General features: G+C 64.2%; 10 protein-coding genes. 7 read left to right on the top strand and 3 right to left on the bottom strand.

All coding sequences use genetic code 11. The annotated features are described in order from the left end of the window. The first annotated feature begins 94 nt into the window (after nucleotides 1–94). Nucleotides 95–1,000, top strand: coding sequence for a DMT family transporter (locus OKC29_RS19370; RefSeq protein ID WP_270669531.1), 906 nt, complete (start codon nucleotides 95–97; stop codon nucleotides 998–1,000). An 11-nt stretch (nucleotides 1,001–1,011) separates the two neighbouring features. Here OKC29_RS19370 and rsuA read toward each other — a convergent pair whose 3' ends face one another. Then, entirely contained in the window at nucleotides 1,012–1,704 is a 693-nt protein-coding gene (rsuA, locus tag OKC29_RS19365) for a 16S rRNA pseudouridine(516) synthase RsuA (RefSeq protein ID WP_016351327.1), read from the bottom strand. Nucleotides 1,705–1,878: 174 nt separating this feature from the next. Here rsuA and OKC29_RS19360 point away from each other — a divergent pair, with 174 nt between their 5' ends. Further along, nucleotides 1,879–3,075, top strand: a complete 1,197-nt coding sequence (locus OKC29_RS19360; protein ID WP_085735708.1) for an HD-GYP domain-containing protein — start codon at nucleotides 1,879–1,881, stop codon at nucleotides 3,073–3,075. Here the strand turns inward: OKC29_RS19360 and OKC29_RS19355 are convergent. Continuing rightward, nucleotides 3,072–3,260 carry a hypothetical protein gene (locus OKC29_RS19355; protein ID WP_024942451.1) on the bottom strand — a complete coding sequence of 63 codons (189 nt, stop codon included), beginning with the start codon at nucleotides 3,258–3,260 and terminating at the stop codon, nucleotides 3,072–3,074. The genes OKC29_RS19360 and OKC29_RS19355 overlap by 4 nt on opposite strands. Before the next feature lie 99 nt (nucleotides 3,261–3,359). After that, the gene (gene fsa, locus OKC29_RS19350; RefSeq protein ID WP_270669530.1) at nucleotides 3,360–4,010 is read right to left on the bottom strand and encodes a fructose-6-phosphate aldolase; all 651 of its coding nucleotides are present in this window, start codon (nucleotides 4,008–4,010) and stop codon (nucleotides 3,360–3,362) included. Between the two features lie 128 nt (nucleotides 4,011–4,138). Here fsa and OKC29_RS19345 point away from each other — a divergent pair, with 128 nt between their 5' ends. The 5 genes from OKC29_RS19345 to OKC29_RS19325 all read left to right on the top strand — a co-directional run bounded on the left by OKC29_RS19345 (nucleotide 4,139) and on the right by OKC29_RS19325 (nucleotide 11,362). Continuing rightward, nucleotides 4,139–5,035, top strand: a complete 897-nt coding sequence (locus tag OKC29_RS19345) for a glycyl-radical enzyme activating protein (RefSeq protein ID WP_270669529.1) — start codon at nucleotides 4,139–4,141, stop codon at nucleotides 5,033–5,035. Between the two features lie 62 nt (nucleotides 5,036–5,097). Then, the gene (locus tag OKC29_RS19340) at nucleotides 5,098–7,530 is read left to right on the top strand and encodes a formate C-acetyltransferase/glycerol dehydratase family glycyl radical enzyme (protein WP_024944819.1); all 2,433 of its coding nucleotides are present in this window, start codon (nucleotides 5,098–5,100) and stop codon (nucleotides 7,528–7,530) included. Between the two features lie 92 nt (nucleotides 7,531–7,622). Further along, nucleotides 7,623–8,369 (top strand): DeoR/GlpR family DNA-binding transcription regulator, encoded by a 747-nt coding sequence (locus OKC29_RS19335; protein ID WP_011706659.1) that lies wholly within the window; start codon nucleotides 7,623–7,625, stop codon nucleotides 8,367–8,369. Between the two features lie 127 nt (nucleotides 8,370–8,496). Beyond that, nucleotides 8,497–9,390, top strand: a complete 894-nt coding sequence (locus OKC29_RS19330) for an EamA family transporter (protein WP_270669528.1) — start codon at nucleotides 8,497–8,499, stop codon at nucleotides 9,388–9,390. A 121-nt stretch (nucleotides 9,391–9,511) separates the two neighbouring features. Further along, on the top strand, nucleotides 9,512–11,362 hold the full coding sequence (locus OKC29_RS19325; RefSeq protein WP_270669527.1) for an extracellular solute-binding protein: 1,851 nt from the start codon (nucleotides 9,512–9,514) through the stop codon (nucleotides 11,360–11,362). The last annotated feature ends 40 nt before the right edge of the window (nucleotides 11,363–11,402 follow it).

Raw genomic sequence — 11,402 nt, 5'->3', positions numbered from 1 at the left:
GGAGTCTCTCGGGCTATTTTTTTCCGTAGTTTTTTATGAGGTGCGAGCGGTTGTCGCCTGCGTCCTGCATCTGGCTACATTTTCAGGAGTTTTTATGGGGTACGAGTGGCTGGCACTGGCAGCAGCCAGTTTATGGGCGGTAGCTGCCCTCATCTCCGTCAAACCGGCGCGCCACCTGGGGGCATTTGCCTACAGCCGCTGGCGCATGTTGCTGGTCAGCCTGATGCTGGGGTCGGCCAGTCTGGCCACCGGTGGCTGGCAGACCCTGACCCAGAGCGCCCTGCCCCTGCTGGCACTGTCGGGGCTAATCGGCATCTTCGTCGGCGACACCGCCCTGTTTGCCTGCATGAACCGGCTGGGGCCAAGACGCAGTGGCCTGCTGTTTTCCTGCCACGCCCTCTTCTCCGCCCTGCTCGGCCTCTGGCTGTTTGGCGAACAGCTCGGTGGCTGGCGACTGGTGGGGGCCATGCTGGTGTTTGCCGGCGTCATGCTGGCCATCCTGTTCGGCCGCCGTGGCAATGCTCAGCAGAGTGAATGGGAACAGGTGCGCGGCCATCTCGTCATCGGCATCGGTCTGGGCCTGACCGCCGCCTTCTGCCAGAGCCTGGGTGCCATCATCGCCAAACCGGTGATGATGAGTGGTACCGTGGATGCAATCAGCGCCTCCGGCATCCGCATGGGCAGCGCCCTGCTGGCCCACTGCACCCTGCGGGCGCTGAGAGTACCGCTGTCATTGCCGCACAACCCCATCAACCGCCAGGTATTGGGGATGATCGGCATCAACGGCTTTCTGGCGATGACCATGGGCATGACGCTGATCCTGGTCGCCTTGCGCCAGGGGGACGTCGGCATGGTGGCGATCCTCTCCTCCACCACGCCGGTCATCCTGTTGCCACTGCTGTGGTGGCACTCGGGTCAGCGCCCTTCCCTGGCAGCCTGGGCCGGGGCCCTGCTGGCGACCCTGGGCACCACGCTGGTGCTGGGAGCCAGCGGACACTGACTCCCGAAGGGTCAGAACCGGGCGATCTCGTCGGCGGTGAGCTCGCGATATTCGCCCGGTGCCAGCTCTTCATCCAGCGTCAGGTCGCCCACCCGCTCCCGGTGCAGTCCCACCACCTTGTTGCCGATGGCGGCAAACATCCGCTTCACCTGATGGTACTTGCCCTCGTGGATGGTTAGACGCGCCTCGCACTCTCCCAGGATCTCCAACTGGGCCGGCCGGGTCTTCTCGGTCTCGCTGCGCAGCAGCACCCCTTCGGCAAACAGCGCGATGGCATCCGGGCTGACCGGGTCTGCCAGCCAGACGTGGTAGGTCTTGGCACACTCATGACGGGGGGAAGTGATGCGATGGGACCACTGACCGTCGTCGGTCACCAGCACCAGGCCGGTGGTGTCGAGATCGAGCCGCCCCACCACGTGCAGCTTGCCCATGGCCGGCTCATCCATCAGGAAGAACACGGTGGGGTGATCCGGGTCTTCGTTGGAGCAGACATACCCTTCCGGCTTGTGCAGCATGAAGTAGCGGTTGCGCTGATCCAGGGTCAGGGTGACACCGTCAAATTCCACCTGGCTCTGCTCGTTGATGTGGAAGGCGGGCTGCTTGACCACGATACCGTCCACCATCACCTCTCCCTGCCGGATCAGTTTGCCCGCCAGCGAGCGGGTCAAGTCGGAACAATCGCAAAGAAATTTATCGAGCCGCATGCACAACCTCAGAGTCCATCAAGAAAGGGGCGTCATTATATCGGCCGGGGCCGACAACTCCAGCACTAAGCGCCGCGGCCGCCACGCATGTCGCCATGACGAACCGGGGCGCCGGTGTTAGACTGCCAACAGAGGGCCTAACGTTACGCATAATAATAAAGTTCAGGAAGCCGTATGAAGTCGCAAACACCTCATCCCGTTATTCCCGTCAACCAGCTGCAACCCGGCATGTACGTGATCGCCATCATCAGCCAGACCGGCGGCATGGAGATTGCCCAGATGGGGCTGGTGACCACCCGCCAGCAGATCAACGATCTGGTCAAGCGCGGCGTACTCACGGTGCGAGTCGATCTCGCCCGCAGCAAACTACCCGGCATCGAGCAGGTCATCTCCCCCGATCCGGCCATCTCCCCGGCCAGCACCCAGCGTTCCTCCGGCAGCGGCAACAGCGAGGGGCGCGAGCTGAAGATCCGCCGGCTTTATCAGGAGGCCCGCGAGCTGCAGGGCAAGTTCATCCGCCACCTCAAGGCGGGGGAGCCCATCGACATCACGCCGCTGGCGGCGGTCGCCGAGGAGATGGTGGACACCATGTTCACCCACGGTGACGCCATGCTCTGCCTGGCCCGCATTCGCGCCAAGGATGCCTACCTGATGGAGCATTCGATGAACGTCGCCATCCTGCTGGCGAACTTCGGCCGCTATCTGGACCTGGATCGCAGCGTGCTCAAGGAGCTGACCCTGGGCGGCCTGCTGCACGACGTGGGCAAGATCATGACCCCGGACGAGGTACTCAACAAGCCGGGCAAGCTCACCGACGAGGAGTTCGCCGTCATGCGCCAGCACGTGGTGCACAGCTACGAGATCCTGAGCAACACCCCCGGCATCACCGCCACCATGCTGGAGGTGGCCGCCAACCATCACGAACGGCTCGACGGCACCGGTTACCCGCAGCGGCTCAAAGGCGAGCAGCTCTCGCTCTATACCCGCATGAGCGGCATCGTCGATGTCTATGACGCCGTCACCGCGGATCGGGTCTACAAGCAGGGCATGCAGCCAACCCAGGCGTTTCGCATTCTGCTCAAGGGGATCAATCACCACTTCGATGCCGAACTGGTCACCAAGTTCATCAAGTGCATGGGGGTCTATCCAGTGGGGACGCTGGTGCAGCTCTCCAACCAGCGGCTGGCCATCGTCATGCAGCGCAATCCTCATGAGCCGCTCAAACCGGTGGTGAAGGTGATCTATCACGGGACCCAGCGCCACTATCTAGAGGTGCAGTGGCTGGATCTGGCCAAGAACGGGGTGCAGGAAACCATCGAGAGCACGGTCGATCCCAAGGAGTTCGGCATCAACCTCGCCAACTTCGTCTAGTCGGCATCCCCCTCCCGCAACCGTTCGGCGCAGTGCTGGATGAGAAACTCCTCATCCAGCGGCGACAGATCGAAGCGGATGCAGGCCTCTTCGATGGCCCGGATGTCGTGTTGATGGTGCTCGCTGAGCCAGCGCACGGCGCGGCGCAGATCTTCACCATGGGGCAGCAGGGTATGGTCGCTCATGGGGCACCTCCGATCAGCCATCGATAGTGGCCCATCACTGCGGGCCCTCTCTTCTAGCTTAGCCCGCCTGCCGCCCCTTCATCCTGCCTTCAAGCAGCCTCAGGCAAACGCCCGCTGCCAATCCTCGTCAAACTTCGCCAGCGCCGCATCCACCGCCGGCACCCGCAGCAACTGTTCGGCCACGTCGAGCGGTAATGTGATGGACTGGCAACCCGCCAGCAGGCAGTCAAGCGCCTGGCGCGGAGTGCGGAACGATGCCGCCAGCACCTTGCTGTGCGGCGCATGCAGCGCCAGCAGCTGTTGCAGCTCCTGTGCGGTGGCGATGCCATCGCCCCCCTGGGCATCCAGCCGGTTGACGTAGGGCGCCACGTATTCCGCCCCCGCCACCGCCGCCAGCCAGCCCTGCAGCGGGGTATAGACCGCCGTGCCCAGGGTCGGTACCCCGTTGGCCGTCAGGGTCTTGATGGCCGCCAGCCCCTCTTCACATACCGGGATCTTGATCACCAGGTCCCGGTCCAGCTCACGCAGGGCAAATGCCTCGCGCACCATCTCGGTCTCGGTTTTGGCCATCACCTGGGCAAACAGCCGCGCCTTGGGACCCAGCACCTCCCGCAGGGCGGGCAGCAACTCGGTCAGCGGCATACCGCCTGCCGCGGTAATGGACGGGTTGGTGGTGACGCCGGCCAGCGGCAGGATCCGTGACCAGCGGCGCACCGCAGCCACATCGGCAGTATCGAGATAAAGCTCCATCTCTGACTCCTTAATGGGATGTTCAATCTGTCGCCATTCTAGCGAGATAACATCCGCACATTGTTTGATCAAAATCAAATCATCTTTCGAATGAAAGAAAATAGAATGCAAAAACAAAAGGAGGCGGTATGATTTTCGACCTGCAACGCTATTCAACTCACGATGGCCCCGGCATTCGCACCCTGGTGTTTCTCAAGGGGTGCTCGCTGGCCTGTCGCTGGTGTCAAAACCCGGAAAGCCGCTCTCCCAAGCCGGACATACTACTCGACCGGCGCCAATGCATCGAGGGATGCCGGCTCTGCAGCGACGCCTGCGCGGCAATCTTGCGTGACAGCCAAGGTGTCCAGCTCACCCGCTCAACCCTCGGCAATCAAGATGTGGAACGGCTGCGCGGCCTCTGCCCCAGCGAAGCGCTGCAGGTGTGCGGCCGGGAGGAGAGCCTGGACACCCTGATGGCCACCATCCTGCGGGATCGCCCTTTTTTCGAGCGCAGCGGCGGCGGGGTGACCCTCTCCGGCGGCGAGCCCTTCATGCAGCCCGAATTTGCCGCCAGCCTGCTGGCCCGCTGCAAGGCCGAGGGACTGCATACCGCGGTAGAAAGCTGCCTGCACGTGCCTTGGCACCAGATTGAACCTAGCCTCCCCCACCTCGACCTGCTGCTGGCTGATCTCAAGCATGTGGATGAGGAGCGCTTCTTCGACTGGACCCGCGGCAAGGTCGCCCTGCCCCTGGCCAACCTCAAGCGTCTGGCCGAGCGCGGCGTGGCCATGCAGATCCGGGTGCCGCTCATCCCCGGCTTCAATGCCGACCGCGCCTCCATCGAGGCCATTACCCAAGCTGCCGCCACTCTTGGCACAGTGCAGGAGATCCACTTTCTCCCCTACCACACCCTGGGCGCAGGCAAATACGCCCTGCTCGACCAACCCTATCAGGCGCCCCTGCAGCCACTCGATGACCCGGCACTGCTCGCCTTTGCCCATGAGTGTGCCCGTGCGCAGGGGCTGACCCCGCTCACCCGGGGCTAGCAATACCCATGACATCCGCCACTTACCGTCAACTCACCGTCCTATGACCAGAGGATAAGACCATGACCCAGCTCGACCTCACTACCCTGCCCCCGCGGATCCGTGCCCACAAGGAGAGCCTGATCCACATCGTCCAACCGCCGGTCTGCACCGAGCGCGCCCGCCACTACACGCAAGCCTATCAGGCCCATCTGGCCCGGCCGCTGCCGGTGCGCCGCGCCCTGGCGCTGGCCCACCACCTCAAGGAGCGCACCATCTGGATCAAGCACGACGAGCTCATCGTCGGCAACCAGGCGAGTCAGGTGCGGGCGGCGCCGCTCTTTCCCGAATACACGGTGGGCTGGATCGAGAAGGAGATCGACGAGCTGGCCGACCGCCCCGGCGCCGGCTTTGCGGTGAGCGAGGCAGACAAGCTGGCCATTCACGCCCTCACCCCCTTCTGGCGTGGCCAGACGGTGCAGGATCGCTGCTACGGCCTCTTTACCGACGAGCAGAAGGGGCTGCTGGAGAGCGGCATCATCAAGGCCGAGGGCAACATGACCTCGGGGGATGCCCACCTCGCGGTCAATTACGAGCAACTGCTTGCCCTCGGCCTCGACGGCCTCAAGGCCAAGGTGGCCGAGCGGCGCGGCCGGCTCGATCTGGCGGACTGGGCCGATCTGCAGCGCGAGCAGTTCCTGCAGGCCGTCGCCATCACCTTCGATGCCGTCAGCCAGCACATCGAGCGTTACGCCGCACTGGCCCGCGAACTGGCGCAGCAGGAGCCGCGCCCAGAGCGCCGCTGCGAGCTTGAGACCATAGCCCTCAACTGCGCTCACATCGCCCACCGGCCCCCCGAGACCTTCTGGCAGGCGCTGCAGCTCTGCTACTTCATTCAGCTCATCCTGCAGATCGAGTCCAACGGCCACTCGGTGTCGTTTGGCCGGATGGACCAATACCTCTATCCCTGGTATCGCCGCGAAGTAGAGCTGTCGGAATCCCTGCCGCGCACACGCGCCATCGAGCTGCTGCAAGGGTGCTGGCTCAAGTTGCTGGAGGTAAACAAGATCCGCTCCGGCACCCACTCCAAGGCCTCCGCCGGCAGCCCGCTCTATCAAAACGTCACCATCGGCGGCCAGAACTGGCGGGATGGCAAGGCCCATGACGCGGTCAACGGCCTCTCCTACGCGATTCTGGAGTCCTGCGGCCAGCTGCGCTCGACCCAGCCCAACCTCTCGGTGCGCTACCACGCACGAATGAGCGAGGATTTCCTCGACGCCTGCATCCAGGTGATCCGCTGCGGCTTCGGCATGCCCGCCTTCAACAACGACGAGGTGGTGATCCCCGAGTTCATCAAGCTCGGGGTGAGCGAGGAGGATGCCCACCACTACGCCGCCATCGGCTGCATCGAAACCGCGGTGCCCGGCAAGTGGGGCTATCGCTGCACCGGCATGAGCTTCATCAACTTCGCCCGCATCCTGCTGGCGGCGCTGGATGGCGGCCGTGACGCCACCACCGGCAAGGTCTTCCTGCCCCAGCCCCAGTCACTGCGGCAAGGCTCGTTCGGCCACTTCGACGAGGTGATGGCCCGCTGGGATGAGCAGGTGCGCTACTTCACCCGCAAATCCATCGAGATCGACTGCGTGGTCGACAGCGTGCTGGAGGCCCAGGCCCACGACATCCTCTGCAGCGCCCTGGTGGATGACTGCATCGAACGCGGCAAGACCATCAAGCAGGGGGGCGCCGTCTATGACTGGGTCTCCGGCCTGCAGGTGGGGATCGCCAACCTGGGCAACAGCCTGGCGGCGCTGAAGAAACTGGTGTTCGAGCAGGGCGTGGTGGATCAGCGCGAGCTGGCCGAAGCGCTCGAGCAGGATTTTGCCGGGCTCGAGGGCGAACAGCTGCGCCAGCGCCTCACCCACGCGGCCCCCAAATACGGCAACGATCTGGACGAGGTCGACCTGCTGCTGGTGCAGGCCTACCAGAGCTACATCGACGAGCTCAAGGGGCTGCACAACACCCGCTTCGGCCGTGGCCCCATCGGCGGCACCTACTATGCGGGCACCTCCTCCATCTCGGCCAACGTGCCGTTTGGGGCGGCCACCATGGCCACCCCGGATGGCCGCCACGCCCGCACCCCGCTGGCGGAAGGGGCCAGCCCAGCGTCAGGCTCGGATCGCCTCGGCCCCACGGCTGTGTTCAACTCGCTCGGCAAGCTGCCCACGGCGGCCATCCTCGGCGGCGTGCTGCTCAACCAGAAGCTGAGCCCGGCCAGCCTTGAAAACGAGCGGGACAAGACCAAGCTGATGAGCCTGCTGCGCACCTTCTTCGAGGTGCACAAGGGGTGGCACGTGCAGTACAACATCGTCTCGCGGGAAACCCTGCTGGCCGCCAAGGCCCATCCCGACCAGTATCGGGATCTGGTGGTGCGGGTGGCGGGCTATTCGGCCTTCTTCACCGCCTTATCCCCCGATGCGCAAGATGATATCATCGCCCGCACCGAGCACAGTCTCTGACGGGCCCCACCAGGGGCAGCTGTGCCCCTTTATGACCGGCAAGCCACCCGCGCGGTGGCTTGCCGCTATCCACTGCCAGCCAGCGAGGCCCCATGAACCCACGCCACCAACTGATCCTCACCCTGGTCCATCAGGCCCGCAAGATGAGCGTGAGCGAGCTCTCCCAACGTACCGGGGTATCGGAGGTGACGGTGCGCAACGACCTGACCGCGCTCGAAAAACAGGGGCTGCTCAAGCGGGTGCACGGCTCGGCCATGGCGCTGGAGAGCGACGATCCCGACGCCCGGATGAACATCAATTACCTGCTCAAGGAGCGCCTCGCCGAGCGAGCCGCCCAGCTGGTAGAGGATGGCGAGACGGTCTTTATCGAAGGAGGCAGCGCCAACGCCCTGCTGGCCCGTCATCTGGCCCTGCACAAGCGGGTCACCATCATCACCATCAGCAGCTACATCGCCCACCTGCTGCGCGACACCCAGGCTCAGGTAGTGCTGCTCGGCGGCCTGTTCCAGCATCAGAGCGAGAGCGTGGTGGGGCCACTGACCCGGCTGTGCATCGAGCAGGTACACTTCTCAAAGGCCTTCATCGGGGTAGACGGTTTTCATCCCGAGATGGGCTTCACCGGCCGCGACATGATGCGGGCCGACGTGGTCAACAGCGTGCTGGCCAAGGGGGTGACTAATGTGGTCATCACCGACAGCAGCAAGTTCGGCGCCATCCACCCGAGCCCGCTCGGCACGCCAGGCCAGATCGGCGTGCTGGTCACCGACGACGCCCTGCCCGCCCCCATGCGGGCCACCCTGGCCGCACGCGGCATCACAGTGCACTGCGTCGCCGCCTGAATCGCACCTTGCCCCCCGTTGCCAGGTTGCTCCCCCGCCTGGCGGCTTGACGGCGCCCACCGAGGCTGGGGTATGCTCGTCCTCTTTTGGCCTCTCCTGCCAGAGGCCACAGACCGAAGGACGCTGCATGCACACCAAGGACAAATTTCTGGCTGCTCTGGTCATCCTCTGCTGGGGGCTCAACTTCGTCGCCATCAAGTGGGGGCTGGAGGGGATTCCCCCGCTGCTGCTGGGGGCGCTGCGCTTCGTCGGGGTGGTCTTTCCCGCCATCTTGCTGGTCCCCAGACCCGCCATGCCGTGGCGCTGGCTGCTGGCCTATGGCGGAGCCATCAGTCTGGGGCAGTTCTCCTTTCTGTTTTGCGCCATGAAGTTTGGCATGCCGGCGGGCATGGCCTCGCTGGTGCTGCAATCCCAGGTGGTGTTCACCCTGCTGTTCGCCATGATCTGGCTGGGTGAGCGCTGGCAACCCCACCACTGGGTGGCCCTGCCGCTGGCGGGGGCCGGCCTCTATCTCATCGCCACCCATGGCGAAGGCAATCTCACTCTGCTCGGCTTCGTGCTGACCCTCTGCGCGGCCGCCTGCTGGGGGCTTGGCAACGTCATCAATCGCCAGATCGGGCTGCGCTACCAGACCACGCTGCCGAGCCTTATCGCCTGGGGTGGACTGGTGCCCATCCTCCCCTTCTTCGCGCTCTCCTGGTTGTTCGAGGGGCCCGAGCTGATGGCCAGCAGCCTGCTCAACATCAGCTGGCAGGGGTTCCTGTGCGTGCTCTATCTCTCCTTTGTCGCCACCTGGCTCGGCTACGGCCTGTGGGGACGGCTGCTGATGCGCTACCCGGTGGCGCAGGTGGCCCCTCTCTCCCTGCTGGTGCCCTGCGTCGGCATGGTGGCCGCGGCCCTGCTGCTGGACGAGCACCCCACCCTCTTGCAGTGTCTGGGCTCCGGTCTGGTGCTGCTGGGATTCGTGGTGCATCTGCTGGGCGGCCGGCTGCGCTGGTTCAAGCCGCAGGCTGCAGCCTGATCCTTATTTGCCCGCCACCATTGACCAGGGCGGGGAAACTTTCCATGATGAGCCAGCCCCCATCGGGGCTGGAGCCACCAGCGAGTGGCCTGCAGGACGCAGCCATCAGGAGAGCAAGGACATGCCATCGACCTTCACCACCAGCCCCCGCATCATCCCGCGCCTTCTGCGCACCAGCGCCATTGCCCTGACCCTCTGCCTGAGCCACTACGGCTGGAGCGCCACTATACCGGCCGGTCTGACCTGGGAGAGCAACAACGCGGATCCCGCTTTCGCGGATCCGGCCGCCAAGCGGGGCGGTACCTTTCGCGGCTTCATGACCAGTTTTCCGCTGACCCTGCGGGTGTACGGTCCGGACTCCAACGGCGGCTTCGCCGGCTATATGCGGGAGACCAACCTGCCGCTCTTGAGCACCCATCCCGTCACCGGCAATCCCATGCCGATGCTGGCCAACGAATGGGCCTTCGGGCCTGACCACAAGACCCTCTATCTGCGCATCAATCCCAAGGCACGCTGGTCGGACGGCCAACCGGTCACCGCCGATGACTGGCTGTTCACCCTCAAGCTGCTGCGCAGCAAGGAGATCAACGATCCCTGGTACAACAACTACTACAGCACCCAGATAAGCCAGGTGACCAAGTTTGATGACCACACCCTGGCCATCTCCAGCGGCACGGCCAAGAGTCGCCAGGATCTGCTGGAATCACTGCCCTTCAGCCCGGCCCCCAGCCACGCCATCAAGATCACCGCCGAGTGGGTCAAGGCGTACAACTGGAAGCTGCTGCCGGTGACCGGCCCCTATCAGCTTGGCGAGGTGAAGAAGGGCAAATCGGTCACCTTCGAGCGGGTCAAGGATTGGTGGGGCAATGACGAGCGCTACTTCCAGCACCGTTTCAACCCGGATCGGATCGAGCTCAAGGTACTCAGGGATCAGAACATCGCCTGGCAGCACTTCCTGCGCGGCGAGCTCGATACCTTCCCGCTGGTGATGCCCAACTGGTGGCACGACAAGAGCAAAACGCAGGAGTTCACCAAGGGCTATATCGAACGCCTCTGGTTCTACAACCAGACCCCCCAGCCCCCAACTGGGCTCTATCTCAACACCGCCGATCCGCTGCTGCGCAATCTCGATGTGCGGCTCGGCATCCAGCACGCCCTCAATCTCGACAAGATGCTCACCACCCTGCTGCGGGGGGATTACCAGCGCCTCAACAGCTACGGCTCCGGCCAGGGGGAGTTCACCAACACGGATCTCAAGGCCCGCCCGTTTGATCCCGAGCTGGCGCGCCACTACTTCGCCAAGGCCGGTTTCACCAAGCCCGGCCCCGACGGTACCCTGCAAAACAGCCAGGGCCAGCCGCTGACCCTGGCCATCACCTACACCACGGCGGAGCATGCCCAGCGCCTCACCCTGCTGCGCGAAGAGGCCAAGAAGGCGGGGCTCAACCTCGAGCTCAACCTGATGGATGCCTCGGCCGGCTTCAAGTCGATGCTGGAGAAAAAGCACCAGAGCGCCTGGATGGCCTGGTCAGGCAGCCGTTATCCCGCCTATTGGGAGTTCTTCCACAAGATCAACGCCAACAAGCCGCAGACCAACAACATCATGAACATCGATGATGACGCCATCACGGCCCTGGTGGAGCAGTACGACAAGGAGTTCGACTTCGCCAAAAAAGCGGCGCTGTCGCGCCAGATCCAGCAACGGCTCTATGAGCTGGCCAGCTTCGTGCCCGCCTACCAGGTGCCCTACACCCGGGAAGGGGCCTGGCGCTGGATAAAACTGCCCAAGTTGCCGGCGACGCCCAAGAGCGAGGTGCTCTACTGGCCGCTGGACGGCAGCAACAGCGGCTACAGCTACGGCGGCCTGTTCTGGATTGATGAAGAGGCCAAGACGCAGACCCAGGCCGCCATCAAGGCGGATCAGGCCTTCCCGGCCGTCACCCGGGTTGATACCACCTATCAGCAGAAATAGGGGCCTGCGCAGCCTGCCTCTTTGCCAAGGTTGGCCTAGG

Origin of the sequence: Aeromonas sp. QDB34 (assembly GCF_027705405.1) — a bacterium.
In the GTDB taxonomy this organism is placed as follows: Bacteria; Pseudomonadota; Gammaproteobacteria; order Enterobacterales; family Aeromonadaceae; genus Aeromonas; species Aeromonas hydrophila.
The sequence above is the reverse complement of the archived record's forward strand: the minus strand, read 5'-3'. Positions and strand labels throughout refer to the sequence as shown.

Excerpts from the sequence above, each read along its gene's own strand:
- OKC29_RS19370 (WP_270669531.1), top strand. The coding sequence starts at position 95 with ATGGGGTACGAGTGGCTGGCACTGGCAGCAGCCAGTTTATGGGCGGTA.
- rsuA (WP_016351327.1), bottom strand. The coding sequence starts at position 1,704 with ATGCGGCTCGATAAATTTCTTTGCGATTGTTCCGACTTGACCCGCTCG.
- OKC29_RS19360 (WP_085735708.1), top strand. The coding sequence starts at position 1,879 with ATGAAGTCGCAAACACCTCATCCCGTTATTCCCGTCAACCAGCTGCAA.
- OKC29_RS19355 (WP_024942451.1), bottom strand. The coding sequence starts at position 3,260 with ATGAGCGACCATACCCTGCTGCCCCATGGTGAAGATCTGCGCCGCGCC.
- fsa (WP_270669530.1), bottom strand. The coding sequence starts at position 4,010 with ATGGAGCTTTATCTCGATACTGCCGATGTGGCTGCGGTGCGCCGCTGG.
- OKC29_RS19345 (WP_270669529.1), top strand. The coding sequence starts at position 4,139 with ATGATTTTCGACCTGCAACGCTATTCAACTCACGATGGCCCCGGCATT.
- OKC29_RS19340 (WP_024944819.1), top strand. The coding sequence starts at position 5,098 with ATGACCCAGCTCGACCTCACTACCCTGCCCCCGCGGATCCGTGCCCAC.
- OKC29_RS19335 (WP_011706659.1), top strand. The coding sequence starts at position 7,623 with ATGAACCCACGCCACCAACTGATCCTCACCCTGGTCCATCAGGCCCGC.
- OKC29_RS19330 (WP_270669528.1), top strand. The coding sequence starts at position 8,497 with ATGCACACCAAGGACAAATTTCTGGCTGCTCTGGTCATCCTCTGCTGG.
- OKC29_RS19325 (WP_270669527.1), top strand. The coding sequence starts at position 9,512 with ATGCCATCGACCTTCACCACCAGCCCCCGCATCATCCCGCGCCTTCTG.